This is a genomic window from Pseudomonas sp. CIP-10, from assembly GCF_020911845.1.
Classification (GTDB): Bacteria; Pseudomonadota; Gammaproteobacteria; order Pseudomonadales; family Pseudomonadaceae; genus Aquipseudomonas; species Aquipseudomonas alloputida.
The window spans coordinates 3,233,522-3,259,914 of the sequence record NZ_CP087160.1 but is presented as its reverse complement, the minus strand read 5'-3'; the positions used below and the strand labels follow the sequence as shown (position 1 = coordinate 3,259,914).

Below are 26,393 nucleotides of genomic sequence, written 5' to 3'. Positions count from 1 at the left end.
AGAATGGACCTTTCAAGCCTGCTGCTCTTCATCCCCGCCTGCTTTGCCTTGAACATGGCGCCAGGGCCCAACAACCTGTTGTCACTGCACAACGCCAGCCGTTACGGCCTGCGCACCGCCTGTGTGGCCGGCGCCGGCCGTATCCTTGCCTTCTGCGGCATGATCGCCCTGGCAGCGATGGGCCTGGCAGTGGTGTTGCATACCAGCGAATACCTGTTCCTGGCCATCAAGGTGGTGGGCGCGGCCTACCTGTTCTACATCGCCTGGCAACTGTGGCGCGCACCTGTGAGCGAGGCCGTGGTGGCAAGCGATCACCCAGGCGGCACTTGGCGCCTGGCGCGCCAGGAGTTCTGGGTGGCGGCCGGCAACCCCAAGGCCATCCTGATCTTCACCGCCTTCCTGCCGCAGTTCGTCTCGGTCGGTAGCAGCACCCCGGTGAGTGAGCAGTTCCTTTGGCTGGGTGTGTTGTTCCTGCTGCTGGAATGGGCGGCCATTGCCATCTACTCAGGCCTGGGCGCCTACATGCAGCGCTGGTTCAGCCAGCCCGGCCCACGCCGGATGTTCAACCGGGTCAGCGCTTCCTTGCTGGGTTGCGCGGGCCTCGGTCTGCTGGCTGCGCGCCGCTAGAACTGCCAGCGCACGCCCAGGTTAACGCCGCTGGCTTCCTGCTGGCGGCTGTCCAGGTTGGCGGTGTACTGCACGCCGCCATGCAGGCTCAGCGCTTCGTTGACCTGCGCGACCACACCGCTTTCCAGTTGCACTGAGGTATAGCGGTAATCGGTCTTGATCTTGTCTGCGTCATCGAAGCTCAAGGTGTCGCGCCCACCGTCGCCGTGCCACAGGTTGACCTGCGCATAGGGCTGCAACAGGCGCCCGCTGCTCCCCGTGAACGCACCCTCCAGGCGCAGGCCCAAGCGGCCGGTCAGCTCGACCTGGGCGTCATGACGGATGCGCGAGACGCTGTCGCTGGCGCTGTCCAGCGTGACCTTTTGCGCAATCAGTTGAGCTTGCGGTTCCACGCGCCAGCGCTCGGACAGGGTGATGGGGTAGCCCGATTCCAGTGAAGCTGTCCAGGCGTGGCCGTCGAGGTTCAGCGTGTCGCCACGCTCGGAGCGGGCGCGGCCATCCAGGCGGGTGTATTGCAACACCGCGTCCAGGTACGCGCCCTGTGGCCCGACCAGCGTCCAGTAGGTGCCCACGCTGTCGCCATCGAGTTTCAGGTCGCCCACGCTGCGGTCGTGAACGGCCAGGGCAAACCCTTTGACGTCGGCGTCCAGGCGGCTATGGCTTACGTAGATACCGACATGCTGGCGGTAACCGTTCTCGCCAACCTTGGCATACAGGTCCTGGCCCACCTTGAAACCGTACAGGTCGCCATCCAGGCTCGGGCTGACCGTGCCGCTCCATTGCTGGCGCAGCGTGCCGCCGTAGGCTTGCCCCCAGCTGGCGGGCAGGGCGCTTTCACCCTGCAGTAACAGCTGGTCGCCCTGGCGTTGGTGGAAGGTGCCCAATGCCTGACGGGCGATGATCGCGGCACCCCGTGGCGCGGCGGCATACACCGGGACCTCGGGGCGGTACAGCGGCAGGCTTTGGCCCTGCACCGGCGCCGGCAGCTCGGCCTGGCCGGGCGCTGGCGCAGCGACGGGCGGGGTGACGGCCGGGGCGATCACGGGCGGCTCGCCCGGTGCCGGCACAGGGGCTGGGGCGGGTGGCGCAACCAGCGTCGAGCGCAGGTACCAGCTGTTTTCACTGCCGGCAGTGACGCCCCCTTTGAACAGCCGATAGTCGTAGGCTCCGGCCGATAGCCTTTGGGTCTGTACAAAGGCGGTGGCCGTGCTGGTGGCGCCGTCACGGGCTTCGACCACCTGGATGCCGTTCTGCGCCGTCGCCGCACCTGCGCCGTTGAGGTTGTTGATGAGCACCTGGGTAGAGCCGGCGATGGCGCCGCGGCTGACCACCAGGCGATCGGAAGCAGCGCCATCGCCGTCCAGCACGCTGTTCAGGCGCAGGGTGCCGTTGATGCCGGTGTAATCGCCCTCGATGCGCAAGCGGCCCATGGCATCATTGCCGGCGGTGAGGTCAAGTGTGCCTGCGTTGCTGATTGCGGCGCGCTGGCCTGGGGCAAACGCAGTGATCACCCCTTGGCGTGACGTGATGCGGCTGCTGGCGTCGAGGGCGAGGCTGCCCGTGCTGCTGTTGCTGTCGCCCAGTACCAGCGTGTCATCCAGTACCAGCCGGCTGCCGTTGTTCAGTGCCACGCGCTCCCAATTCACATAGTGGGCACCGCCTGCCGGCTGGCTGGCATCGAACGTCAGGCTGTCGTTACCTTCGCCGCCGTCCAACGTGATACTGAGCACCTCGGGCGTAAGGCCTTTGAGCAGCGCCGTGTCATCACCTGGCCCGGCATCCACGCGCCCGCCAATACGGCCTCCGTCCCAGGTGAAGCGGTCGTTGCCAGTGCTCAGCAACACATCGCCGCCAACCTGGCCACCGTGCACCAGCACCTGGTCGTCGCCACCGCTGACGCTGATGTTGCCACCGATGTTGCCCTCGAAGACTTCGATGTAGTCCTTGTCGAAGGCCGTGATGACATTCCGGTCGACGCTGCCGCCACGCATGATGAAGGTGTTCTCGTCCAGCCGCATGTTGACGTTGCCGATACGTCCGTCGTCCATTTCGGCATAGTCGCCGCTGTCGAACGTGCCCTTGATCCAGCCGCCGCTCATGTGAAAGGTGTCCAGGCCATCACCCTGGTTGAGGTTGCCTTCGATGACGCCGCCGCTCATGACGAAGTCATCGATGCCGGCGCCTTGGTTGACGTTGCCGCCGATGCTGCCAGAGCCCATGTCGATGCTGTCTTTGCCGGCGCCGAAGGTTACGTCGCCGGTAATGGCGCCGCTACCGGATGCCGGGAATACCAGGCGGTTATCGCCGCTGCTGTCCACCAACGCGGGTGCGGTGCCGCTGTCACAGGTGTAGGTGTCGTTACCCGGGCCGGGTGCGAAGGTGCAATTTGCTTGGGCGGGCGTGACCATGCCCAGCAGCGGGAGCGAACCCAGGGTCAGCATCAGGCGTAGACGCATCAGGAAAACCTCCATTCACCAGGGAAACCTGCGCACCACGCGTGGTGCACAGGGTTACCGGGGTTGTATAGAGGAGTGCGTCACGACCACAACTGGCAAAAATGTCAGGTGGCAAAGGGCTAGCGCGTTAGTCGCGGTAGAACGTTTGCACCAGGTGGTAGCCGAATTTGCTCTTGATCGGCCCGTGTACCACACGCAAAGGCTTCTTGAAGATCACCTGGTCGATGGCGCCGACCATCTGCCCGGGGCGAATTTCGCCCAGGTCACCACCGCGCTTGCCCGATGGGCAAAGAGAGCACTTTTTGGCGAGCACGTCGAAAGCCTCACCGTTGGCGATGCGCTGCTTGAGCTTTTCGGCTTCGTCAGCGGTCTTGACCAGTATGTGGCGGGCTTGGGCTTTCATGGGCTACCTGTGCATCGGGGAAAAAGGCGGCATTATGCCTGATTGAGTCCTGTTGTAGCGATCGCGCCTAAATGGCCGCGCGATGAATGTCAGCTCTTCAGCTCTGCGCGATCACGAAACTGATCAAGCGCCTCCGGGTTGGCCAGGGCATCGGTGTTTTTCACCGGCAACCCATGCACCACATCGCGAATCGCCAGTTCCACCAGCTTGCCACTGATGGTGCGCGGTATGTCGCTGACCTGGGCGATCACCGCCGGGACATGGCGGGGTGTGGTGTACTGGCGTATCACCTGGCGGATGTGCTGGCGCAGGGCGTCATCCAGCTGCAGGCCGTCGTGCAGACGCACGAACAGCACCACCCGCACATCCCCGTTCCAGTCCTGGCCGATGGCCACGCTTTCAACAACCTGTTCGACTTTTTCCACCTGGCGGTAGATCTCCGCCGTGCCAATGCGCACGCCGCCCGGGTTGAGCACGGCGTCGGAGCGACCGTGGATCACCATGCCCCCGCTGGCACGCTGCTCGGCGTAGTCGCCTTGGGCCCACACCCCCGGAAACTGACTGAAGTAGGCATCGTGGTAACGGTGACCGTCCGGGTCGTTCCAGAAACCGAGTGGCATCGAGGGGAAGTTGCGCGTGCACACCAGCTCGCCTTTTTCGTCCACCACGGGCTGACCCTGCTCGTTCCACACCTCCACCGCCATACCCAGGCCCTTGCACTGGATTTCGCCGCGACGCACAGGCAGGGTCGGGTTGCCCAGCACGAAGCAGGAGACAATGTCCGTGCCGCCCGACATGGACACGAGCCACAGGTCGGCCTTGATCTTGTCGTACACATAGTCATAGCTGTGCGGTGACAGCGGCGAGCCGGTGGACAGCAGCAGCCGCAGGCTGGTCAGGCAGTGGCTGGTGGCAGGTTCCAGGCCTGCCTGCTCAAGCGCCGCCAGGTACTTGGCGCTGGTACCGAAAGCGTGGATACCCTCGGCCTCTATCAGGTCCAGAAGGCGCCCGGGGCCTGGGTGGAACGGCGAGCCGTCGTACAGCACCAGCGTGGCACCCACCGCCAGGCCGCTGGCCAGCCAGTTCCACATCATCCAGCCGCAGGTGGTGTAGTAGAACAGCACGTCATCGGCCTTCAGATCGTTGTGCAGGCCGTGTTCCTTGAGGTGCTGCAACAGCACGCCTCCGGCGCGATGGACAATGCACTTGGGGACGCCAGTGGTGCCACTGGAATAGAGGATGTACAGCGGGTGGTCGAACGGCAGCGGGGTGAAACGGGGCTCGCCGCCGGGCTGGAAGAAGTCATCCCACAGGCTGACGTTGGCTGCCTGGAATTCGTCGGCACGCGTGCCTTTGCGGGTATGGGGCACCACGATCAGTTGCTCCAGGCCAGGCAACTGCGCACACACCTGGTTGACCTTGGTCACCTGGTCGATGGCCTTGCCAGCATACTCGTAACCGGCGCAGACGATCAGCAGCTTGGGTTCGATCTGGCCGAAGCGGTCGATGATGCCGTGCACGCCGAACTCGGGCGAGGAGGTAGACCAGACCGCGCCAAGGCTGGTGCAGGCGAGCATGGCCACCAGTGTTTGCCAGGTGTTGGGCATGATGGCGGCTACCCGGTCGCCCGGGACGATACCTGCAGCCTTGAATGCCGTTTGCAGCCCGGCCACCTGTGCGGCCAGTTCGGCATGGGTAAACACTTCGCGTTGGCCGTCTTCGCGCACGGCGACCACGGCCGGGCGGTCGTCGCGGCGGCGCAGCAGGTGTTCGGCAAAGTTCAGGGTGGCATTGGCGAACCACTGTGCATCGGGCATTTGCGGCCCTTCGCTGAGCACCTGGCTGGGCGGCGTATGCCAATGAACGTTGAAATACTCGGCCAGGGTTTGCCAGAAGGCGGGGCGCTGTTCGATGCTCCAGCCGTGCAGGGCCTGGTAGTCGTTGAGTTGCAGGTTGTAGCGCAGGTTGACCCGGCGGCGGAAGGCATCCATCCGGCTGGCCTCGATCTGCGTTGTGGACGGGCGCCAGAGCACATCGTTCATGCCGAATCTCCTTTACCGGAACAAAAACAGGCTCAGGGCAGGATCAGCCTTGTGGTGCGAAGAGGCTGACCCTGCAGAGAAAGCGGTCCTGCCTACTCTACTTTAGCCTTCAGCACATCCTGCGATGCCGACCAAACGCGGTAACGCACTTCGACATCCTTGGGCACATACACCACCACCGGCAGCTTGCTGTTGTAGCGCAGCAGGAAGCCATCGCCGACCACCGGCACGAAGGCCTCGGTCTTCTTGCTGTCCGGGCAGGCCATCAGCGTGCTGGCCGGGCCGCTGACGTTGTCCAGGCGGTAGTAATCGTAGCCCCAGCCTTCCAGGGTGCGTGCTTCAAGGTTGCCGCCCAGTCGCTGACGATTGCAGTCGACCTGCAGCGTCTTGCCAGCCAGGATTTCCAGTTTATAGGCCGACTCGTCGGCCTGGGCCGGCAGGTGGATAACCTGCCGGGTGAAGCCTTTTTCCGCCTCGGGGTAGGGCGCGATGTCCTTCAGGCTGGCGGCCATCGCAGGTGCGGCGGCGGCCAGGCTCAGGGCCAGAATCGCGGTCATTGGGGTAGGGCGCATAAGGCCTCCTTGCTGATAAACGAATGCGGGACCGTTGCCAGGCCCAGGCCGCCCGTCACTGGGCCAACCAGCCACCGTCGACGTTCCAGGCGGCGCCGCGAACCTGGCTACCGGCCTCGCTGCACAGGAAGAGTACCAGCTCACCGAGGTGTTCGGGGGTGACGAAGGCCAGCGATGGTTGTTTTTCTGCCAGCAGATCGTGCTGCGCTTGCAGCCGATCGCCACCCTGGGCCGCACGATCGTCGATCTGCTTTTGCACCAGCGGTGTCAGCACCCAGCCCGGGCAAATGGCATTGCAGGTGACATGACTGGTGGCGGTTTCCAGGCCTACCACCTTGGTCAGGCCGACCACACCATGCTTGGCTGCCACGTAGGCTGCCTTGCCCATCGAGCCGACCAGGCCATGCACCGAAGCGATATTGATGATGCGCCCCCAGTTGCGCGTGCGCATGCCCGGCAGCGCCAGGCGTGTGCCATGGAATACGGCCGACAGGTTCAGGGCGATGATCTTGTCCCAGCTTTCTGGCGGGAACTGCTCAACCGGTGCCACATGCTGGATACCGGCGTTGTTGACCAGGATGTCGACGCCGCCGAACTCACGTTCGGCTACGTTGAACAAGGCCTCGATCTGGATCACATCCGACAGGTCGGCCGGGTGATGCACAACCTTCACCCCGTGCCGGGCAATTTCCGCCATGGCGGGGCCCGGGTCGCCAAAGCCGTTGAGCACGATGTTGGCGCCAGCCCGGGCCAATACCTGGGCGATGCCCAGGCCAATGCCGCTGGTGGAACCGGTGACGAGTGCAGTTTTGCCTTCAAGGGTCATGCCATGCTCCTTAGACGATGCCAGTGGCGTAGAACGTGGCGATGACCACGAACACCGCCAGGGTCTTGATCAGGGTAATACCAAAAATGTCCTTGTAGGCCTCGCGGTGGGTGAGGCCGGTCACCGCCAGCAAGGTGATCACCGCGCCGTTGTGCGGCAGGGTGTCCATGCCACCGCTGGCCATGGCGGCTACCCGGTGTAGCACTTCCAGCGGGATATCGGCCGCGTGGGCGGCGGCGATGAACGTGTCGCCCATGGCTGCCAAGGCGATGCTCATGCCGCCCGAAGCGGAGCCGGTGATGCCGGCCAGCAAGGTCACGGTGATGGCTTCGTTCACCAAGGGGTTGGGGATGCCGCGCAAGGCATCGGCCAGCACCAGAAAACCCGGCAGCGAGGCGATTACCGCGCCAAAGCCGTATTCCGAAGCGGTGTTCATGGCTGCCAGCAAGGCACCACCCACCGCGCTTTTGGTGCCTTCGGCCAGGCGTGTACGAATGGCGCCAAAGGCGCACACCAGGACCATCAGGATGCCCACCAGCAACGCGGCCTGCACAGCCCAGATGGCCGTCAGCTTGGCCACGTCGCTTTGTACCGGTGCACTCATGCCTGGCAATTGCAGGCTGTGACTGGGGCCGTACCATTGTGGTATCCAGTGGGTGAACACCAGGTTCATCACCCCCACCAGTATCAGCGGCGACAGCGCCAGCCAGGGGTTGGGCAGGCTCAGGTCGGCAGCGGTTTCCGGTTCGTTGCGCAAGTCGGTGCCATAACCTTCACCGGCGCGCAGGGCCTTGTTGCGCTGGCGCTGCAGGTAGGCCATGCCGGTAAGGAACACGAACAGCGTGCCGATCAGGCCCAGCCACGGTGCGGCCCAGGCGGTGGTGTTGAAGAAGGTGCTGGGGATGATGTTCTGGATCTGTGGGGTGCCGGGCAGGGCGTCCATGGTGAACGAGAATGCGCCTAGGGCGATGGTGGCCGGGATCAGGCGTTTGGGGATGTTGCTCTGACGGAACATTTCGGCGGCGAACGGGTACACCGCGAACACCACCACGAACAGCGAAACACCGCCGTAAGTGAGCAGGGCACAGACCAGTACGATGACCAGCATCGCCTGGCGGGTGCCGAGCAGGCGGATGGCCGCGGCGACGATCGAGCGGGAGAAGCCGGACAGCTCGATCAGCTTGCCGAACACCGCGCCCAGCAGGAATACCGGGAAGTACAGTTTGATGAAACCGACCATTTTCTCCATGAACACCCCCGTGAACGCAGGGGCGACGGCAGCAGGGTCGGTGAGCAGGACAGCGCCGAGGGCGGCAATGGGGGCGAAGAGGATTACGCTGTAACCGCGGTAGGCGGCCAGCATCAGCAAGGCCAGAGCGGCGAGTGCGATGAGCACGGTCATCGGGGTGGGTCTCCTGGGTGAGTCTTGTTTTTATCGTTGAACAGGAGATAGCGGGAATCGTGCCAACTATGTAACTGGCTGATTTGTAAGGGTTAAAGGGTTTTGTTAGAAGTCTATGTCTACCTTCAGAGACGCCAGGGGCTGCGTTACAGCCCATCGCTGGCTTGCCTGTGATAAAGGGCGCACCTCTGGCGGCAATCTCAAATCAGAAACAAAAGTCTCCAATCAGAGACCAAGTGCCGCCATCTTCTTGTACAGCGTCGACCGCCCCAGCCCTAAGGCTGCCGCGGCCTCTGGCACTTTTCCTCCCTGTTCGGCCAGCGCCCCGGCAATCAGGCCGCGTTCAAAGGCCTCGCACGCGTCACGGTAGCGCTGCCGCACGGGCGCTTCAGCCAGCGGGCTCAATGGCCCCAATGCCGCACGCAGGTCCGCAACCCCCAACCGGGGCTGATCCGCCAGCAGGGTCGCGCGCTCCAGCACATTGCGCAGCTCGCGAATGTTCCCCGGCCACGCATGCCTGGCCAGCAGTTGCTGCGCTTCAGCTTCCAGCTCGTACTGGCTGCCCAGCTCAGCCAATATGGCCTCGCACAGCGCGGGCAGGTCCTCAAGCCGTTGTCGCAACGGCGGGACTTCGATCGGCAGCACATTCAGCCGGTAATACAGGTCGGCGCGGAAGGCCCCGCGGGCCATGGCTGCCTGCAGGTCGATGGAGGTGGCGGCAATGATGCGCACATCGCTGCGCAGCATTTGGTTCGACCCGACCGGTTCGTATTCCTTTTCCTGCAGCACCCGCAGCAGCTTGCTCTGCAGGGCCAGCGGCATGTCGCCGATCTCGTCGAGGAACAGCGTGCCGCCTTCGGCCAGTTGCAGCTTGCCGCTGCGGCCTTTGCGGTCTGCGCCGGTAAAGGCACCCGGCGCGGTGCCGAAGAATTCGGCTTCCAGCAGCGTCTCGGGGATGGCGGCGCTGTTGATGCTGACAAAAGCTTTGTGTGCCCGTGCTGACGCTGCGTGAATGGCGTGGGCCAGCAGCTCCTTGCCGGTGCCGGTTTCGCCCAGCAGCAACACGGGCGAATCACTGCCGGCGCCACGCCGGGCGCGTCGCTTGGCTTCCAGGCTGGGCGCGCTGCTGCCTACGAACTGGGCGAAGCTGTATTTGGCCTGGCGGGCGCGCAGTTGCGAGCGGGTCGAGGCCAGTTCCTGCTGCATGCTGGCGTAGCGCTTGAGCAGCGGCGACAGGCTGCGCAGTTCGTCGAACAGGGCAAAGCCAATGGCGCCGATCAGCGCGCCCTGGTCATCGTGGATGGGCAGGCGCATGACCACCAACGGCTCGTTCGGCGTGTCGAGCATGTCCAGCAGGATGGGGCGGCCATTGCTCACCACGTCGCGCATCAGGCTGCCGGGGATCACTGTTTCGCACGGCTGGCCGATGGCACTGGCAGCGTCGGCCAGGCCAAAGCGCCGAGCGTAGCGTTCGTTCATCCAGACGATGCGTGCCTGGCGGTCGACGATCACCGTGCCTTCGCTGGACTGTTCGATGATCTCGAACAGCGAGCGGATCGCCAGTTGCCGTACCTGGGGGTAGTCCTTGAGGCTGTTGCTGTCGTGCATGGGTGAACATCCTGAATCATGTATTGGCACAAGCCCGCGAAAAGGCCTGGCCTGAAAACTCATCGTCGGGGGTCAAACGCCTCACGCAAGGCATCCCCGATAAACACCAGCAGTGACAGGATCACCGCCAGCGCAAAGAACGCGGTAAAGCCCAGCCACGGCGCCTCCAGGTGCTGCTTGCCCTGGGTCACCAGCTCGCCCAGCGAGGCGCTGCCCGCTGGCATGCCAAAGCCCAGAAAGTCCAGCGCGGTGAGTGTGGTAATCGCCCCGGTCAGCATGAACGGCACATAGGTCAGCGTGGCATTCATGGCATTGGGCAAGATATGCCGCAACATTACCTGACTGTCCGGTAATCCCAACGCCCGCGCTGCCTTTACATACTCCAGGTTGCGCCCACGCAGGAACTCGGCGCGCACGACGTCGACCAGGGTCAGCCAGGAGAACAGCGCCATGATCCCCAGCAGCCACCAGAAATCCGGTTCGACAAAACCGCTGAGGATGATCAACAGATACAACACGGGCAACCCCGACCATACCTCCAGCAAGCGCTGGCCGAACAGGTCGACCCAGCCCCCGTGGTAGCCTTGCAGGGCGCCCGCCGCCACGCCTATGAGCACACTGACCACGGTCAGGGCAAAGGCGAACAGCAGCGATACCCGCGTGCCATAAAGCACCCGCGCCAGCACGTCACGGCCTTGGTCGTCGGTGCCTAGCCAGTTGCTGGCACTGGGCGGGCTGGGGGTGGGCACCTGCAGGTCGTAATTAGGTGTGTCGGCACTGAACGGGATAGGTGCGAACAGCATCCAGCCACCCTGTTCCGCGATCAGTTGGCGCACATAGGCGCTGCGGTAGTCGGGCTGAAACGGCAGTTGCCCGCCGAACTGCTGCTCGGTATAGCGTTTGAGCGCCGGCACGTACACATTGCCCTTGTAGCCCAGCAGCAGTGGCTTGTCGTTGGCCACCAGTTCGGCGCAAAGGCTCAGCAGCAGAAGGCCGGCAAACAACCACAGCGACACCCAGCCCAGGCGGTGGCGGCGAAAACGTTGCAGGCGACGGCGCGACAGGGGCGATAGCATCAGTGCGCCCTCGTATCGAAGTCGATGCGCGGGTCGAGCAGGGTGTAAGAGAGGTCACCGAGCAGGCGAATCAGCAGGCCCGCCAGGGTGAAGATGAACAGCGTACCGAACACCACCGGGTAGTCCCGCGACACCGCGGCCTCATAGCTCATGCGGCCCAGGCCATCGAGCGAGAAGATCACCTCGATCAGCAACGAGCCGGCAAAAAACACCGTGATCAGCGCCTGTGGCAGCCCGGCCACTACCAGCAGCATGGCGTTGCGCAACACGTGGCCATACAGCACGCGGCGTTCGCTGAGGCCCTTGGCCCGGGCAGTGACCACGTATTGGCGGGAAACCTCGTCGAGGAAGGCATTCTTGGTCAACAGCGTGAGGGTGGCGAACCCACCGATCACCAGGGCCGCGACCGGCAGCACCAGGTGCCAGAAGTAGTCGGCGACCTTGCCCAGCAGGCTGAGCTCGTCGAAATTGTCCGAGACCAGGCCGCGCACCGGGAACCAGTTGAGCGAAGTGCCGCCGGCAAACAGGACGATCAGCAGCAGCGCGAACAGGAACGAAGGCAGGGCGTAACCGATCACGATCAACGCGCTGCTCCAGGCATCGAAGCGGCTGCCGTGGCGCATCGCCTTGCGGATGCCCAGCGGAATCGACACCAGGTAGGTGATCAGCGTGGCCCAGAAGCCCAGCGACAGGGTGACCGGCAACTTGTCGAGAATCAGGTCGGTGACTTTGGCGCCGCGGAAGAAGCTGTTGCCAAAGTCCAGCCGGGCATATTGGCCGAGCATCAACCAAAGCCGCTCGGGGGCGGACTTGTCGAAGCCATACTGGCGCTTGATCTCTTCGATCAGTTTCGGGTCCAGGCCGCGTGTGGCCCGGGATTCGCCATGGACCACTTCAGTTCGCGCGCCGGGGGCGCCGCCACCGATGCCCTGCAGGCGCGCCACGGCTTGCTCCACCGGCCCACCCGGCGCGGCCTGGACGATGGCGAAATTGACCAGCAGGATTGCCAGCAGCGTCGGGATGATCAGCAACAGACGGCGCAGGATATAAGCGGTCATGGCGAGGCCTTCCGGCGTTCGGCCATCTGCGCGTTGGTCAGCGGGGTAGGGCTGACCTCCCACCAGGTGTCCAGGCCCTCGTCATAGGTGGCCTGGACCTTGGGCAGGCCGAAGCGGTTCCACCAGGCGGTGGAGCTGCCTGGCGGGTAGTAGTTGGGGATCCAGTAATAATTCCATTGCAGCACGCGGTCCAGGGCATGGGCGTGGCGCAGCATGTCGGCCTGGGTGTCGGCGCGGACCAGGCCGTCGATCAGGTGGTCTACGGCCGGGTCCTGCAAAACCATCAGGTTGTTCGAGCCGGGGTCGTGAGCGGCCGCCGAGCCAAAGTAGTTGTACAACTCGGCGCCCGGCGACAGGGTGACCGGGTAGCCGGTGACGATCATGTCGTAATCGCGCGCCATCAGCCGGTTGACGTACTGGGCTGAGTCGACATTGCGGATGTTCAGGCTCACGCCGATCTGGGCCAGGTTGCGCTTCCACGGCAGCAGCAGGCGTTCAAGGCCCGCCTGGCCATTGAGGAACGTGAACGCCAGCGGCGTGCCCTGGCTATTGACCAGGCGGTCGCCTTCGGGGTGCCAGCCAGCTTGTTCGAGCAGGGCCAGGGCCTGCAACTGCTGTTTACGGACGATCCCCGAGCCGTCGGTGACCGGGGCAGTGAACACCGTGGTGAACACTTCATCTGGCACCTGGCCGCGCAAGGGGGCGAGCAGCTTCAACTCACCCGCATCCGGCAACTGGCGAGCGGCCAACGGCGTATTGGAGAACACGCTTTGCTGGCGGATGTACAGGTTGCGCATCATCTGCCGGTTGCTCCACTCGAAGTCCCATAACATACCCAGCGCCTGCCGCACACGGCGGTCCTTGAACTGCGGCTGGTCGAGGTTGAACACAAAACCCTGAGCCACTTGCGGTTTGGCCGGGCCCAGGTGGGCGCGCTGCAGGCGGCCGTCGTCCAGTTGCGCACCGTTGTAGCCCAAGGTGTAGGCCGTGGCGGAGAACTCACGGTTGTAGTCGTAGCCACCGCCTTTGAGTACCTGGCGCGCCACTTCGGTGTCGCCGAAGTACTCGATGCGCAGCTTGTCGAAATTGTAGCGGCCACGGCTGGCCGGCAGGTCACGCGCCCACCATGTCGGGTCGCGTTCGAAGGTGATGCTGCGGCCGTTGTCGATGCGCCCGATGCGGTATGGCCCGCTGCCAACCGGCTTGTCGAAGCCGGCACCGTTGGCAAAATCGCGGTGCTGCCAGTCGTGCTCGGGCATTACCGGCAGGCTGGCGAGGTCCAGCGCCAAGGTGCGGCCGTGCTCGGGCTTCAAGTCGAATCGCACGCTGTGCAGGCTTTCTACGGTCACGCGGGACACGTCGGCGAACTGGGTCCGGTACTTCAGGCTGCCCTTGCTCATCAGCAGTTCGAAGGTGAAACGCACGTCTTCGGCGCGCACCGGCCTGCCATCGGCGAAGGTGGCGCGTGGGTCGATGTCGAAACGCAGCCACTCATCATTGGGGCCGCGCTCCATGCGCCGGGCGATCAGGCCGTAAACGGTATAGGGTTCATCGTAAGAGCGTACCGCCAGTGGCGTGTACAACAGACCATCGACTTCGCTGACACCGATGCCTTTGTCGATGTAGGGGAGGATATGGTCGAACTGGCCGATCTCGATGGCCGAACGGCGCAAGATGCCGCCTTTGGGGGCGTCGGGGTTTACATAGTCGAAATGCCGGAAGCTGGCGGCGTAGCGGGGGGCTTCGCCGTAGACCGTGAGGGCGTGGGTGGGAGCGGCCTGGACCGTAAAGCCCATGCACGAAAATACAAGCCCCCACAATACTTGTGGGAGCGGCTTTACCCGCGAATGCGTCGGAGCAGGCAACGAGGTTGTCTGGTCTGGCCTCTTCGCGGGTAAACCCGCTCCCACAGGGGGGCTGATCACCGGGAGGGGTGAATCAGTCCTGGCGGCTGGTCACTTCCAGCAGGTGGTAGCCGAACTGGGTCTTCACCGGGCCTTGCACAGTGTTGACTGGGGCGCTGAAGACCACGGTGTCGAATTCCTTGACCATCTGGCCTGGGCCGAACGAGCCCAGGTCACCGCCCTGACGGCTGGACGGGCAGGTGGAGTTGGCTTTGGCGATTTCAGCGAAGTCGGCGCCTGCTTCGATCTGGGCTTTGAGTTCGTTGCACTTGTCTTCGCTGCTGACCAGAATGTGGCGGGCGGTTGCACGGGCCATGGGTACTGCTCCTTGGGGGTAAAAAGGCAAGCCTAGCGCACTTGTCCGGGGTATGTCTCGCCAGGCTTACAACCTTCGGCCTACAGTTTTTGTGCCGCCTCACGCAACAGGGTTTCGGTCGAAGCCCAGCCCAGGCAGCCGTCGGTAATCGACACACCGTATTTCAGCGTGCCCTTGCCCAGCGCCTGGCAGCCATCGAACAAGTGCCCTTCGATCATGACGCCGACCAACGAACGGTCGCCGGCCAGGCGCTGCTCCAGCACATCATTGAAGACCGCTGGCTGGCGCGCCGGGTCCTTGCCGCTGTTGGCGTGGCTGCAATCGACCATGATCCGTGCCTGCAGACCGGCCTTGGCCAACGCCTGGCGGGCCATGGCGATGCTGTTGGCATCGTGGTTCGGGCCTTTGTGGCCGCCACGCAGTACAAGGTGTGTGTCCGGGTTGCCCAAGGTCTCGATGATCGCCGGGTGGCCCTGTGCATCCATACCGAAGTGGCGGTGTGGGTGGGCCGCGCTGCGCATGGCGTCGCTGGCGATGGCGATGCCGCCGTCCGTACCGTTCTTGAAGCCGACCGGGAGCTCCAGGCCACTGACCATTTCGCGGTGGATTTGCGATTCGGTGGTGCGTGCGCCGATCGCGGCCCAGGCCAACAGGTCGTCGAAGTAGCCGGCGGCCATCGGTTGCAGCAACTCGGTAGCAATTGGCAGGCCGCGTTCGATCATGTTCAGCATCAGCCCGCGGGACAAGGCGATACCCGAGTGCATGTCGTCACTGCCATCGAGGTGCGGGTCGTAGGCCAGGCCTTTCCAGCCTACTGTAGTACGCGGTTTTTCGACGTAGGCGCGCATCACCAGCAGCAGCTTGTCGTTGACTTCGCGGCCAAGGGCGGCCAGGCGGTCGGCGTATTCCAGGGCCGAGCGCGGGTCATGAATCGAGCAGGGGCCGACGATGACCAGCAGGCGCGGGTCGCGGCCTTCGAGGATGTTGCGGATGGCCTGGCGATGGGCTTGGACTTGCTGGGCCAGTTCGCTGGGCAGTGGCATCTGTTGCTTGAGCAGGTGCGGGCTGGGCAGGCGTTTGCTGACAGTGGTGTTGGCCGCTTGCGGCTGGGTCAGGGGCAGGGCGAGGCTGGAAGCGTGCATGGCGTTTTTCCCTGGGCGGACAGCGGGTTCAAGCCCGCATGGTCGGCCCTATCGAGGTGTTCGACAGATCGTTGAATTCGTATTGGCTGCTGCATTGCCACCTGTAGAAGACCGATCGGAGGCGGCAGGCTGGCCCGAACGGGATTGGCTAAATCGCCAGGCGGAGGTGTTTGCGTAGTAATAAGTGGCGTAGTTCATGAATCTGTCCTCAAGGTGAATCGGTGTTGGTCAAAGGCCTGAAAAGCAAAACCCCCGGTCGGGAAGCCGACCGGGGGTTGAGTATTCTCATGTTCGGCGGCCCCTCGAAGGTGGGCGCCGGGTGGGTATCGGCGCCTAGTGGCTAAACCAATACCCAAAGTAATAGCTGGCAGGTGCCACGCAGCCGGCAACGGCCAGCACAGGGCGCAGGCTGCGACCGGTGTGGTTGGCGGGGTTGCGGGTGTGTTTCGGCATGTTGCTCTCCAGTGAATGAGCCCGAGCTTACTTCAGTTCGTGCGGGCCATTCAATGGATAAATGCTATGGGGCCCATCATTTGTTTTTGTACTGACTGGTTCAATGGCCGTAGCGCCCGACCAGGCTCTGCGCCCCCAGGGCGTGGCCTTGCAGCAGTTGCAGCAGGCCGCTGCGGTCCAGCCCCTCGGGCAAAGTACCCAAGGGCAGGTCGGTGGCAATCAGGGTCAGTGCGTAATGATGGGGGTTGTCGCCGGCGGGTGGACAGGGGCCGCGGTAGCTCTGGGTGCCACGGGAGTTGCGGCCCACTGTCACGTAGGGCCCGCTCAACCCCGCCATGCCTTCCTTGAGCCCATCCTGTTCGGGATCGATGTTGTAGGCCACCCAGTGCACCACACCCACGCCCTTGCCACCGTCCGGGTCGAACATGATCAGGGCCAGTGATCGCGTACCTGCGGGCAGGTTGTCCCAGCTCAGTTGCGGGGTCCGCTCTTCACCGGCCCCACATGCCGGGTCCTGGCCGACCTGTTGCAGGGCAATGACGCCGCCATCGGTGAAAGACGAGGAACTGACCGACATCGCGCCTTGGCCGCCCGCGGCGGCTAACGCTGTGCAGGGCAGCAACGCAGCGAACAGCCAGTGTCTGAGGTGCATGGTCAATCCTTGGCAGGGCGTCAAGGGCTTAGTCTAGTCCAGGTCTGCCTCAGCGGCTGTCCTGGTCCTCGGCAGTGCCTCCGCTGGCCCCGGCACCAGAGCCAGTGGCTTCGCCGGTGCTGTTGGAGCCGCCAGAGGCACCGTCGGCGGCATCGGCGTTGCTGCCGGTGTCACTGCTGTCGTTACCTTTGCTGCTACCGGGGCTGTTGACGCTGCTGCCTTCACCGGCAGTCTTGCCGCCGGACTGGTCAGTTTGCGGATGGCTGTCGGTATGGGTGTCGGTGGCGGCGAAGGCAGCGCCGGTGAGGCTGGTCAGGGCCAGCGCCAGGCACAGGAACAGCGGGCGAATGCGGATCATGGGACTTCTCCTTTGTGCAAGATCTGTCATTCGTTTGGCTGGCAGCGGCTGGCGGGGTGCCTTCTGGGCGACGAGTGGCAATCAACAAGATTCCGAGCGCTGTGCGGGTGCCGGGGTTTCGACCGGCTCCAGCGGCGGATGCTCCTGCGCCGCATGCATCAGGTCTTCGGTCACCCGCAACTCGGCACCGGTTGGCGAGAAGGTGGTCGAAGCGGTGAACGGCGCCGGGTGCTCTGCCGCCGGGCGCTTGCCGCGGCGCCACATGAAGAAGCACACCATGGCCAGGTTGACCACGGCAAACGCCCAGAACAGCCCAGCCTCGCCAAACTCGGTCATCATCGGCGAAATGGCCACCGGTGCCATGGCCGAGCCCAGCGAGTTGATCAGCAGCAGGCCCTGGATCATCGGCACCAGCGCATCGGACGGCGCGCGGTCGGCCGCATGGCTGACCGCCACCGGGTACAGGGTGAACACGCCACCACCCAGCAGGAACAGCATGGCCGGCAGCAGGAACGAGTCCGATGGCAGGAACACCGTTACAAGCGACAGGACAACGCACAACGCGGCCAGCGCGAGCAGCACATCAAGGCGGTCCTTGCGGTCGGACCAGCGCCCGACCGGGTACTGCAGCAGCATCGCGCCAAGGATCACCCAGGCCATCATGTTGCCAACTTCACCCACCTCCAGGCCGATGCGCTGCAAGTACAGTGGCAGCAGGGCATAGATGCCGGCAATCGCTACGCCCGAACCGAAGCAGCCGACCAGGCCCGACGGTGCCACGCCCAGCAACTGGCGGGGTTTGAGGGGTTCGACCTGGTCCAGCAGCGGCGACACCCGCGGCAGGATCACGATCGGCAACACCGACAGGGCGGCCAGCACGCCGGCCAGCATGAACGGGGCGGTATCGCCTAGCTGGGTGATTTCGCCAAGGCCGGCCTGGGCGATTACCCCGGCGCCGTAGAAGGCGATCATGTATAGCGCCAGCAGGCGGCCGCGGATTTTCGCGTCGCCGGCCAGCAGCAGCCAGCTTTCGATCACCAGGAACACGCCCACTGCGGCCCAGCCGTTGATCAGGCGTAGCACCGACCACCAGGTGACCTCGTAGAACAACCCTTGCAGCAGGATGGTCACGGCGATCAGCGAGGCGAAGCTGGTGTAGGCGCGGATGTGGCCGATGCGCAGGATCAGCCGGTCGTTGAAGATGGCGCCGAGGGTCAGGCCGATGAAGTAAGTCGACGAGACGATACCAATGGTGGTTGCAGACTCACCGGCGGCGCCCAGGCGCAGGGTGGTCAGGGAAGACATGAAGCCGTTGCCCAGGGCAATGATGAACAGCCCGAGCAGGGGCGCCAGCGCCATGGCCAGCAAACGCGGAGACATACGTACCTCTAGTTGGATGAGCGGAATGAGCACCTTCTCGGCGCGCACACCGGCTCGACCCGGCAAGGGGCGAGTGGCGACACGGATGCGACCTGGGCAAGACTCAACCGCTGGGCGTTATGGGAGATGGGCCGGGCGGGGAGGGTTGAGCCTACTTCACATGTGCGTTCATGTGTTCAGGCGCTGACTCTGTCATTGCTACTGGTTGCCACCGTTCAAGGCGACGGGCGAAAAGGAAGCGGGATTCTACGGGCTTGGACGCTTTTGCCCAAGGGGCCTGGGTGTGCGACGAGACGCCGCAGTCTCAGCGCGACATGAACATGTCTTCCACAGACATTTTCGATGGCGGCGCCTGCGTGCGGTGAGATCGGCCCGGTACTCTCACTGAGTGCGGCATAATGCTGAACCCCACCAAGGAAGGCCCCCCATGTTCGCGTCGCTGTTCGCAGTCCTGGCCCCGGTTTTCATCGTCGCCGGCATTGGTTTTGCCTGGGCCCGCAAGGGCCTGGATTACCCCACTGATTTCATCGCCCGGGTGGTGATGACCGTCGGCACACCTTCGCTGGTACTGTCCACCCTCAGTCGTACCGACCTGGACCCGAATGCCTTTACCAGCATGGCCGTGGCCTGCTTGCTGTGCACCTTGGGGATGGCCTTGGCCGCTTTGCTAGTGTGTCGCGCGTCGGGCATGCACTGGCGGGTACTGCTGCCGGCATTCATGTTCCCCAACACCGGCAACATGGGCCTGCCGATCAGTCTGTATGCCTTCGGTGAGCATGGCCTGGCCCTGGCCGTGGCATTTTTCCTGACCCTGTCGATCGTGCAGTTCACCATCGGCATGGCCATCTCCGGCACGGCGGCTTCGCTCAAGGCGTTGCTGCGCAACCCTATCGTCATCAGCCTGGCCGGCGGCATGCCCATCATTTTTCTCGATTTCGAACTGCCGCGTTGGCTGGCCAATACCGCAGACCTGCTGGGCGGCATGACCATTCCGCTCATGCTGCTGACCCTGGGGGTGTCACTGGCCAGCATTCGCCTGCGTCACGTGGGCAGCGGCATGCTGCTGGGCGGTTTGCGCATTGGCCTGGGGGCTGCGGTGGGCTGGGCAGTGGGCGCGGTACTGGGTATGGACAGCCTGGAGCGTGCGGTGCTGATGGTGCAGTCGGCGATGCCGGTAGCCGTGTTCAACTACCTGATGGCGGTGCGGGCCAACCGTGAGCCAGAGCAGGTGGCGAACCTGGTGATGTGTTCTACGGTGCTGTCGTTTGCCTGGTTGCCGGTGGTGCTGGCTTGGTGGATGTAAGCCTGTTCTGGCCTTTTCGCGGGCTTGTCCGTGAAAAGGCCAGTGGCAATCACATCATGTTCTGCCGTGGACGCACCCGGGGCACCCTGCAGGAACTGCAGACGCTGCATCGTTCAAGCCTTGCTCATCAAGGCGTCTTAGAAATCTACACTGGCCGACAAGCGCAAAACCCGCGGCGTACCTTGCGTCAGGTAGTTGTTCGAGGTCGACGCCGAAGCCCAGTACGCCTTGTTCGCCACGTTCTCCACATTGGCGCGCAATGTCACCTGCTTGTCGTCGAGCTTGAAGCGGTAGCGCCCGCCCAGGTCCACCCGGGTCCAGGCGGGGATGCTCAGGCTGTTGGCCGCATTCACATACTGGCCACCCGTGCGCAGCAACCGGGCACTGAGCGCGGCGCCTTCGATACCGGGCACGTCCCAGTCGGCGCCCAGGTTGTACTGAAAGCGCGGCACGCCAGCAGCACGGTTGCCGTCGTTGCTGCCATAGGCCGTGTTTTTCTGTTCGGTGTGCATGAACACCGCGCCTGTCAGCAGACGCAAGCCGTCTAGCGGTTCACCGAACAGGTTCAGCTCCACCCCCTTGTTGACCTGCTCGCCGTCCATGCTGAACGTGTCCAGCGCTGCCCCGGGAACGCGATAGGTCACGCTGTTGGGCTGCTCGATACGGTACACGCCCAGGCTCGCACCAAAGCTGTTCCAGTCCAGCTTCACCCCGGCCTCTACCTGTTTGCTGCGCTTGGGCGGGAATACTTCGTTGGCATTGCTGACACTCGAGGGTGCCGTTGGCCCCTGGGCCAGGCCCTCGATGCGGTTGGCATAGAACGACACATGCTCCCAAGGTTTGATCACCAGGCCATACACCGGGGTTGTGATCGACTCATCGTAAGGGGTGTTGCGCACACCTGTGGCTGTCGCCCAGCTGTCGACGCTGATCGACTGCCGGCGCACGCCCACGGTCAACAGCACGCGGTCATCCAGCAGCCCCAGGGTGTCGGACAGCGCGACGCTCTTGTTGCGGTTTTTGCCGACGATGCGCGGGTCGTGCAAATCGCTGCCGAAATAGGTATCGGTCGGGCGCGGCACCTTGACCGGGTTGTAAAGGTTGCTGTCATAACGCTTGCTGGCCGCCAGCGCCTCGTAGGCCGAGCGCTGCTCACCCCACAGGCCGGACAGGCCAAAATTGACCCGGTGGCTGACCGGGCCGGTGGCAAAGCGGCCATTGACGCCGGCGACGGCGCTCTTGTTGTCTTCGTCGTGGGGCGCATAGAGGAACCCGCCGCGTGCGGTGCCATTCCCGTCACTGACATAGAGCGAGGAATACTCGCCGTTCTCACGGGTATGCTTGGCCCCGGCGCCGGCATACAGCATCCAGGCGTCGTTCAGGTCGTACTCGGCGTTGAGCATGCCGTAGGTGTCTTCCAGCTGCGACCAGCTCCAGGCCTGCGAGTAGTTGTCTCGCGCCGATGGCGCCCGGGGAACCTTGTTGCCGGTGGGGTAGATCACCGCACGGCCCTGGTTGATACGCTCTTTCTGGTAACCCAGGTCGGTGGACAGGCGCAGCCGTTCACCACGGTAGTCAAGGGCTACGGCAAGCAGGGTGGAATGCTGGGCCTCGTCATCGACGCCGCTGCCACCGTCATGCTGAGCCAGGTTGATGCGGGCGCCAAAACGGTTGTCTTCACCAAAACGCTGGCCCAGGTCGAGGTGACCACCCACGTTGTCGCCCGTGGCGTAGTCGAGGGTGACATGCCGCGTGGCGCTATCTTCGGCACGCTTGGGCACCAGGTTGATCGCCCCTCCGATGCCGCTACCCTGTGGCGCGACCCCATTGAGAAAAGCACTGGAACCCTTGAATACTTCGACCCGCTCGAGTGCCTCGGTCGTCACGATCTGCCTCGGTAGCACCCCGTACAGGCCGTTATAGCTGATGTCGTCGGTGTTCAGCGGCAAACCGCGAATGGTGAATACCTGCGAAAAGTTGCCAAAGCCCGCCGACTGGCGCACTGACGCGTCATTGAGCAGCACGTCACCCAGGGTACGGGCCTGCTGGTCGGCGATGGTCTTGGCGGTATAGCTGGTAACGCTGAACGGCACGTCGCTGATTGCCTGGTCGCCCAGCACGCCCAGGCGGGCACTACGGGCTACCTGGCCACCTTGCCAGGTATCGGTGCTGGCGGCCAGGTCGCTGTTGATGGTGGTCGCGCCCAGTTCCACGGCATTGCCCAGGTCGACCGTCGGCGCCAAGGTATAACCGCCACTGTCGGTAGTGATCAGGCTGTAGCCACTGCCGGCCAACAGACGGGCAAAGCCTTGCGCGATACTGTAGCTGCCCTCCAGGCCTTGGCTTTGTACGCCCCTGAGCAGGGCCGGGTCGAATGACAACGCCACCCCGGCGTTGGCGGCAAAGCGCGCCAGTACATCGGCCAACGGGCCGGCGGCCAGGTGATAAGTGCGCGCGGAGGTGTCGGCTGCCATCGCGGTGGGGGCCAGGGCGGCCATGGCGATGGCAAGGCTCAGGGCCTTCAAAGGCAAGCGGTACGGCTGGCGAGGCGTCATGCGTGGGTCCTGTGGGTGCAGAAATGAAGGTTCTGCACTCATCACCGGACGACGCAGGAAAAGGTATCAATCGTGCTGCCCATCGTCCCTGTGGGAGCAACTGTCCTGCTCACACGTTGAAGGTTGGCGATCACCGGGAGCGTAGCCAGGCTTTCACACGTGTGGCTCCACAGTTACCCAGTAGCGGGTCATGCCCTGAATGTTCACCGGCAGGGTGTCGCTCAGCAGCCGCAGGCTGGCATCGGTGTCGGCCAGCGGGAATGCGCCAGACACCTTCAGCTCGCGCACTGCCGGGTGGCAGCGCAGCACGCCGGGGCGATAGCGGGCCAACTCTTGCAGCAGGTCGGCCAAGCGCATATCGCGAGCCAGCAGCATGCCGTGCTCCCAGGCCAGGTCACCGGTTTCCAGCGGTGAGGCCGGTAGCACCCGGTCCCCATCGAAAGCGCTGCGCTCGCCTGCCTTGAGCAACAGGCCGTCGGTATGCAGCGGGCGAGTGTCGACTGCGCCTTCCAGGACGGCGACCTGGGTCAGCGGGCCATGGATGCGCACGCTGAAGCGAGTGCCCCTGGCAGTTGCCTGCCCATGCAGGGTGCGCACTGACAGTGGCCGGGCCGGGGTCGCAGGGTCTTTGGCGCTGGTCAGTAGAATTTCGCCCGCCAGCAGGTCAATGCGGCGCTGTCGCGCGTCAAAGGTGATATCGATGGCGGTGTCAGTGTTAAGCAGCACCTGGCTGCCGTCGGCAAGCGTCAACGTGCGTTGTTCGCCGACCGCTGTATGCGCATCGGCGGTCCATTGCTGCCACGGCGTTTCGCGCCAGGCCAGCCAGGCTGCCGGTGCTGCCAGCAGCCACAGCCCCAGGCGATGCAGCGCTTGGCGACGACTTACCGCGCCGTTACGGCTCAGACGGCGCAGGGTTTCACCGGTAACCGGTGTGGGCAGGCGGCGGAAATCACCGAGGATGGCCTCTGCACGCTGCCACGCCTGGGCGTGCTGGGCACTGCGCTTGCACCAGGCCTGCACGGCGCGGTGGTCGGCCTCAGTGGCGGTACCCGATTGCAGCTGCACCAGCCAGTCAGCCGCTTCGCCCAGGATCAGCGGGTCAATGCGCTGCACCATCACTCGATGCTCAGGCAGGCAAGGAATGCCGTGCGCATGTCGCGCTTGATCGTGATCAGCGAAACCTGCAGCTGTTCGGCGATTTGGGCGTAGGTCAGGCCGTCCAGCTGTGACAGCAGGAACACCTGACGTACCCGCGCCGGCATGTCGCGCAGCATGGCGTCGATGCGGTACAGGGTTTCAAGGATCAGCCAGCGCGTTTCCGGCGAAGGCACCTCGGGTTGCGGCAAATGGGCGATGGCCTCCAGGTAGGCCCGCTCGACATCCTGGCGGCGCCAGCGGTCGACCACCAGGCCCTTGGCTATATGAGTAAGCAAGGCCCGGGGTTCGTTGCCAAAGTAGGGGTTGCCTTGGCGGCTGAGCAGGCGCACGAACGTGTCGTGAGCCAGGTCGGCGGCATCGCAGGCATTGCCCAGTTTACGGCCCAGCCAACCCTGCAGCCAGCCATGGTGCTCGGTGTACAGCGTCTGGACCTGCAGGTTGAGGCTAGGTTCGGCGGGTGGCATGGCGGGCGCGAGGCTCCGGAAGCATGAGTGCAATCAAGAATTGATCGCATTCTAATCGGCGGCCCAGGAAACTGGCAATGCGCAAGGGTCACAAGGCCTTGGCCAAAAACGCCGCCGTGCGGCTGTCGGTACATGCCGCCACCACCTGCGGCGTGCCACTGACCACCACCTTGCCCCCGGCATCGCCAGCCCCCGGCCCGATATCGATCACCCAGTCGCTCTGCGCCACCACTCGCATGTCGTGTTCGACCACCACCACGCTATGCCCGCTTTCTACCAGGCGGTTCAGCTGTACCAGCAGCCGGTCGATGTCCTGCGGGTGCAAGCCGTTGGTGGGCTCATCCAGCACATACAGGGTCGCCCCGCGGGCCATGCGCTGCAGTTCGGTCGCTAGCTTGATCCGCTGCGCTTCACCACCGGACAGCTCGGTGGCCGGTTGGCCCAGACGCAAGTAGCCCAGGCCGATATCCTGCAGCACTTGCAGACAACGGCGGGCAGGCGGTTGCTCGGCAAAAACCTGCAGGGCCTGGTCGACGGTCAACTGCAGCACTTGCGCGATGTTCATGCCTTGCCAGCTCACCGCCAGGGTTTCGGGGTTGTAGCGGGCACCCTGGCAGGTCGGGCAGGGCGCGTACACGCTGGGCATGAACAGCAGCTCGACGCTGACGAAACCCTCTCCCTCGCAGTTGGCGCACCGGCCCTTGGCAACGTTGAACGAAAAGCGCCCGGCGTCGAAGCCCTGTGCCTTGGCCTGCTCGGTAGCCGCGAAGCATTTGCGCACGTGGTCGAACAGGCCTGTGTAGGTGGCCAGGTTGGAGCGCGGCGTGCGGCCGATCGGCTTCTGGTCAACTTGCACCAGCCGCTTGATGCTGCCAAGCCCGGCGCTTACGTGGCCGCTGCTGGTCTGTTCAGGTTCGTCTTCCAGGCTTTGCGCTTCGGGCTCGCTAGGTTGCTCGGCATGGCCCAGGTGTGCCCCCACCAGTTCCAGCAGGGCCTGGCTGACCAGGCTGGATTTGCCCGAGCCGGAAATACCGGTAACGGCGGTAAAGCAGCCCAACGGAAATGCGGCGCTCAGGTTATCGAGGTTATTGCGCGTGATGCCTTCAAGCTTCAGCCAGTCGCGTGCTTGGCGGGGGGCGCGTGTGGCCTGTACCGGGGCATCGAACAGGTAGGTGCGGGTGCATGACTGTTGCACCTCGGCCAGGCCGGCGGGCGGCCCGCTGTAGAGGATGGTGCCGCCGTGTTCGCCGGCAGCTGGCCCTACATCCACCAGCCAGTCGGCGCGGCGCATGGTGTCCAGGTCGTGCTCCACCACATACACCGAGTTGCCAGCCTGTTTCAGGCGCTGCAGGGCTTCGAACAGCGCTTCACTGTCGGCCGGGTGCAAGCCGGCCGACGGCTCGTCGAGTACGTAAACCACCCCAAACAGCTGCGAATTCAGCTGGGTGGCCAGGCGCAGGCGTTGCAGTTCACCAGAGGACAAGGTCGGGGTGCTACGCTCCAGGGCCAGGTAACCGAGGCCGAGGTCAAGCAGCGTATCAATGCGTTCGAGCAGTTCTTTGGCGATACGTTGGGCCGCCAGGCGTTTTTCCAGTGTCAGCTCGTCCTGCTGCCGGGTCAGGTAGTCGGCTGCCGCCACCTTGCGGAACACCTCAGCCAGCGCCTGCAACGACAGGTGCGACAGTTCGGCGATGTCCAGCCCGGCGAAGGTCACGGCCAGCGCTTCGCGCTTCAGGCGTTTGCCCTGGCACAGCGGGCAGGGGCTGGGGTGCATGTACTGGGCCACACGCTTGCGCATCTGCGCGCTCTGCGAGTGCATGAAGGTATGCAGCACGTAACGCCGGGCACCCATGAACGTGCCTTGATAGCTGGGCTCCAGCTTGCGCTTGAGCGCTTCGCGGGTCTGCGCCGGGGTCAGGCCGGCATACACGGGGGCGGTGGGCGTCTCTTCAGTGAACAGGATCCAGTCGCGCTGCGCCTGAGGCAGGTCGCGCCAAGGGATATCGACGTCATAGCCCAGCGTGACCAGGATGTCGCGCAGGTTTTGCCCTTGCCACGCCATTGGCCACGCCGCCACCGCACGCTCACGAATGGTCAGCGACGGGTCGGGGACCATGGTCGCTTCGGTCACCTCGTAGACACGGCCCAGGCCATGGCACTGCGGGCAAGCGCCCTGGGGCGTGTTCGGAGAAAAGTCTTCGGCGTACAGCATCGCTTGCCCGGCCGGGTAATGGCCTGCGCGGGAGTAAAGCATGCGGATCGAACTGGACAAGGTGGTCACGCTACCCACCGAGGAACGTGCACTCGGTGTGCCGCGTTGCTGCTGAAGGGCCACCGCCGGCGGTAGCCCGTCGATGGCATCGACATCCGGCACGCCAACCTGGTCGATCAGGCGCCGGGCATAGGGCGCCACCGATTCGAAATAACGCCGCTGGGCTTCGGCATACAGCGTGGAGAACGCCAGCGAAGACTTGCCCGAGCCGGACACGCCAGTGAACACCACCAAGGCATCGCGGGGGATATCGACATCGATGTTCTTAAGGTTGTGCTCGCGGGCGCCACGGACGCGGATGAAACCGCTTGGGGTGGTCGGGCTTGGAGGCATGAAGCAGTCCTTGTCTGAAGCTGAGCAGTGCGC

21 protein-coding genes are annotated in these 26,393 nt (G+C 64.2%); 2 read left to right on the top strand and 19 right to left on the bottom strand.

All coding sequences use genetic code 11. From position 1 onward, the window contains the following. The first annotated feature begins 3 nt into the window (after window positions 1–3). Window positions 4–627, top strand: coding sequence for a LysE family translocator (locus LMH93_RS14765; protein ID WP_003248288.1), 624 nt, complete (start codon window positions 4–6; stop codon window positions 625–627). Here LMH93_RS14765 and LMH93_RS14760 read toward each other — a convergent pair. The 15 genes from LMH93_RS14760 to LMH93_RS14690 all read right to left on the bottom strand — a co-directional run bounded on the left by LMH93_RS14760 (window position 624) and on the right by LMH93_RS14690 (window position 18,275). Further along, a complete protein-coding gene (locus LMH93_RS14760; RefSeq protein ID WP_230064314.1) occupies window positions 624–3,098 on the bottom strand; it encodes an autotransporter family protein in 2,475 nt (824 codons plus the stop codon). The genes LMH93_RS14765 and LMH93_RS14760 overlap by 4 nt on opposite strands. 112 nt (window positions 3,099–3,210) lie before the next feature. After that, window positions 3,211–3,486, bottom strand: coding sequence for a peptidylprolyl isomerase (locus LMH93_RS14755; protein ID WP_004576651.1), 276 nt, complete (start codon window positions 3,484–3,486; stop codon window positions 3,211–3,213). 89 nt (window positions 3,487–3,575) lie between these two features. Next, window positions 3,576–5,528, bottom strand: a complete 1,953-nt coding sequence (locus LMH93_RS14750) for an acetoacetate--CoA ligase (protein WP_230064313.1) — start codon at window positions 5,526–5,528, stop codon at window positions 3,576–3,578. 92 nt (window positions 5,529–5,620) lie between these two features. Beyond that, complete coding sequence (gene eco / locus LMH93_RS14745; RefSeq protein WP_185280300.1) at window positions 5,621–6,100, bottom strand: serine protease inhibitor ecotin; 480 nt, start codon at window positions 6,098–6,100, stop codon at window positions 5,621–5,623. 55 nt (window positions 6,101–6,155) lie between these two features. Next, on the bottom strand, window positions 6,156–6,926 hold the full coding sequence (gene hbdH, locus LMH93_RS14740; protein ID WP_185280301.1) for a 3-hydroxybutyrate dehydrogenase: 771 nt from the start codon (window positions 6,924–6,926) through the stop codon (window positions 6,156–6,158). 10 nt (window positions 6,927–6,936) lie between these two features. Then, window positions 6,937–8,328: a GntP family permease gene (locus tag LMH93_RS14735; protein ID WP_004576648.1), complete on the bottom strand. Its 1,392-nt coding sequence runs from the start codon at window positions 8,326–8,328 to the stop codon at window positions 6,937–6,939. Between the two features lie 225 nt (window positions 8,329–8,553). Further along, the gene (locus LMH93_RS14730; RefSeq protein ID WP_003248302.1) at window positions 8,554–9,936 is read right to left on the bottom strand and encodes a sigma-54 interaction domain-containing protein; all 1,383 of its coding nucleotides are present in this window, start codon (window positions 9,934–9,936) and stop codon (window positions 8,554–8,556) included. A 59-nt stretch (window positions 9,937–9,995) separates the two neighbouring features. Next, window positions 9,996–11,012: an ABC transporter permease gene (locus LMH93_RS14725; protein WP_010953975.1), complete on the bottom strand. Its 1,017-nt coding sequence runs from the start codon at window positions 11,010–11,012 to the stop codon at window positions 9,996–9,998. Continuing rightward, a complete protein-coding gene (locus LMH93_RS14720; protein WP_003248306.1) occupies window positions 11,012–12,070 on the bottom strand; it encodes a microcin C ABC transporter permease YejB in 1,059 nt (352 codons plus the stop codon). Before LMH93_RS14720 ends, LMH93_RS14725 begins: the two co-directional genes overlap by 1 nt. Next, the gene (locus LMH93_RS14715; protein WP_230064312.1) at window positions 12,067–13,866 is read right to left on the bottom strand and encodes an extracellular solute-binding protein; all 1,800 of its coding nucleotides are present in this window, start codon (window positions 13,864–13,866) and stop codon (window positions 12,067–12,069) included. The genes LMH93_RS14720 and LMH93_RS14715 overlap by 4 nt, the downstream gene beginning before the upstream one ends. A 142-nt stretch (window positions 13,867–14,008) precedes the next feature. Further along, window positions 14,009–14,290: a peptidylprolyl isomerase gene (locus tag LMH93_RS14710; RefSeq protein WP_003248318.1), complete on the bottom strand. Its 282-nt coding sequence runs from the start codon at window positions 14,288–14,290 to the stop codon at window positions 14,009–14,011. Window positions 14,291–14,370: 80 nt separating this feature from the next. Then, window positions 14,371–15,432, bottom strand: a complete 1,062-nt coding sequence (locus LMH93_RS14705; protein ID WP_003248320.1) for a 3-deoxy-7-phosphoheptulonate synthase — start codon at window positions 15,430–15,432, stop codon at window positions 14,371–14,373. Between the two features lie 553 nt (window positions 15,433–15,985). Beyond that, complete coding sequence (locus tag LMH93_RS14700; protein ID WP_003248323.1) at window positions 15,986–16,537, bottom strand: YbhB/YbcL family Raf kinase inhibitor-like protein; 552 nt, start codon at window positions 16,535–16,537, stop codon at window positions 15,986–15,988. A 49-nt stretch (window positions 16,538–16,586) separates the two neighbouring features. Beyond that, on the bottom strand, window positions 16,587–16,895 hold the full coding sequence (locus LMH93_RS14695) for a hypothetical protein (protein ID WP_230064311.1): 309 nt from the start codon (window positions 16,893–16,895) through the stop codon (window positions 16,587–16,589). Window positions 16,896–16,976: 81 nt separating this feature from the next. Continuing rightward, window positions 16,977–18,275 (bottom strand): MFS transporter, encoded by a 1,299-nt coding sequence (locus LMH93_RS14690; protein WP_003248327.1) that lies wholly within the window; start codon window positions 18,273–18,275, stop codon window positions 16,977–16,979. 427 nt (window positions 18,276–18,702) lie between these two features. Between LMH93_RS14690 and LMH93_RS14685 the strand changes: the two genes are divergently transcribed. After that, window positions 18,703–19,578, top strand: coding sequence for an AEC family transporter (locus tag LMH93_RS14685; protein ID WP_003248329.1), 876 nt, complete (start codon window positions 18,703–18,705; stop codon window positions 19,576–19,578). Window positions 19,579–19,715: 137 nt separating this feature from the next. Here LMH93_RS14685 and LMH93_RS14680 read toward each other — a convergent pair whose 3' ends face one another. The 4 genes from LMH93_RS14680 to LMH93_RS14665 all read right to left on the bottom strand — a co-directional run bounded on the left by LMH93_RS14680 (window position 19,716) and on the right by LMH93_RS14665 (window position 26,360). Continuing rightward, window positions 19,716–22,133, bottom strand: a complete 2,418-nt coding sequence (locus LMH93_RS14680; protein WP_230064310.1) for a TonB-dependent receptor — start codon at window positions 22,131–22,133, stop codon at window positions 19,716–19,718. A 153-nt stretch (window positions 22,134–22,286) separates the two neighbouring features. After that, on the bottom strand, window positions 22,287–23,249 hold the full coding sequence (locus tag LMH93_RS14675; protein WP_230064309.1) for a FecR domain-containing protein: 963 nt from the start codon (window positions 23,247–23,249) through the stop codon (window positions 22,287–22,289). Continuing rightward, complete coding sequence (locus tag LMH93_RS14670) at window positions 23,249–23,755, bottom strand: sigma-70 family RNA polymerase sigma factor (protein WP_010953984.1); 507 nt, start codon at window positions 23,753–23,755, stop codon at window positions 23,249–23,251. Before LMH93_RS14670 ends, LMH93_RS14675 begins: the two co-directional genes overlap by 1 nt. 88 nt (window positions 23,756–23,843) lie before the next feature. After that, on the bottom strand, window positions 23,844–26,360 hold the full coding sequence (locus tag LMH93_RS14665) for an excinuclease ABC subunit UvrA (protein WP_004576644.1): 2,517 nt from the start codon (window positions 26,358–26,360) through the stop codon (window positions 23,844–23,846). Window positions 26,361–26,393 lie beyond the last annotated feature (33 nt).

Excerpts from the sequence above, each read along its gene's own strand:
- LMH93_RS14665 (WP_004576644.1), bottom strand. The coding sequence starts at position 26,360 with ATGCCTCCAAGCCCGACCACCCCAAGCGGTTTCATCCGCGTCCGTGGC.
- LMH93_RS14730 (WP_003248302.1), bottom strand. The coding sequence starts at position 9,936 with ATGCACGACAGCAACAGCCTCAAGGACTACCCCCAGGTACGGCAACTG.
- LMH93_RS14705 (WP_003248320.1), bottom strand. The coding sequence starts at position 15,432 with ATGCACGCTTCCAGCCTCGCCCTGCCCCTGACCCAGCCGCAAGCGGCC.
- LMH93_RS14765 (WP_003248288.1), top strand. The coding sequence starts at position 4 with ATGGACCTTTCAAGCCTGCTGCTCTTCATCCCCGCCTGCTTTGCCTTG.
- LMH93_RS14685 (WP_003248329.1), top strand. The coding sequence starts at position 18,703 with ATGTTCGCGTCGCTGTTCGCAGTCCTGGCCCCGGTTTTCATCGTCGCC.
- LMH93_RS14675 (WP_230064309.1), bottom strand. The coding sequence starts at position 23,249 with ATGGTGCAGCGCATTGACCCGCTGATCCTGGGCGAAGCGGCTGACTGG.
- eco (WP_185280300.1), bottom strand. The coding sequence starts at position 6,100 with ATGCGCCCTACCCCAATGACCGCGATTCTGGCCCTGAGCCTGGCCGCC.
- LMH93_RS14735 (WP_004576648.1), bottom strand. The coding sequence starts at position 8,328 with ATGACCGTGCTCATCGCACTCGCCGCTCTGGCCTTGCTGATGCTGGCC.
- LMH93_RS14710 (WP_003248318.1), bottom strand. The coding sequence starts at position 14,290 with ATGGCCCGTGCAACCGCCCGCCACATTCTGGTCAGCAGCGAAGACAAG.
- LMH93_RS14680 (WP_230064310.1), bottom strand. The coding sequence starts at position 22,133 with ATGACGCCTCGCCAGCCGTACCGCTTGCCTTTGAAGGCCCTGAGCCTT.
- hbdH (WP_185280301.1), bottom strand. The coding sequence starts at position 6,926 with ATGACCCTTGAAGGCAAAACTGCACTCGTCACCGGTTCCACCAGCGGC.
- LMH93_RS14750 (WP_230064313.1), bottom strand. The coding sequence starts at position 5,528 with ATGAACGATGTGCTCTGGCGCCCGTCCACAACGCAGATCGAGGCCAGC.
- LMH93_RS14670 (WP_010953984.1), bottom strand. The coding sequence starts at position 23,755 with ATGCCACCCGCCGAACCTAGCCTCAACCTGCAGGTCCAGACGCTGTAC.
- LMH93_RS14690 (WP_003248327.1), bottom strand. The coding sequence starts at position 18,275 with ATGTCTCCGCGTTTGCTGGCCATGGCGCTGGCGCCCCTGCTCGGGCTG.
- LMH93_RS14760 (WP_230064314.1), bottom strand. The coding sequence starts at position 3,098 with ATGGAGGTTTTCCTGATGCGTCTACGCCTGATGCTGACCCTGGGTTCG.
- LMH93_RS14755 (WP_004576651.1), bottom strand. The coding sequence starts at position 3,486 with ATGAAAGCCCAAGCCCGCCACATACTGGTCAAGACCGCTGACGAAGCC.
- LMH93_RS14720 (WP_003248306.1), bottom strand. The coding sequence starts at position 12,070 with ATGACCGCTTATATCCTGCGCCGTCTGTTGCTGATCATCCCGACGCTG.
- LMH93_RS14700 (WP_003248323.1), bottom strand. The coding sequence starts at position 16,537 with ATGCACCTCAGACACTGGCTGTTCGCTGCGTTGCTGCCCTGCACAGCG.
- LMH93_RS14695 (WP_230064311.1), bottom strand. The coding sequence starts at position 16,895 with ATGATCCGCATTCGCCCGCTGTTCCTGTGCCTGGCGCTGGCCCTGACC.
- LMH93_RS14715 (WP_230064312.1), bottom strand. The coding sequence starts at position 13,866 with ATGGGCTTTACGGTCCAGGCCGCTCCCACCCACGCCCTCACGGTCTAC.
- LMH93_RS14725 (WP_010953975.1), bottom strand. The coding sequence starts at position 11,012 with ATGCTATCGCCCCTGTCGCGCCGTCGCCTGCAACGTTTTCGCCGCCAC.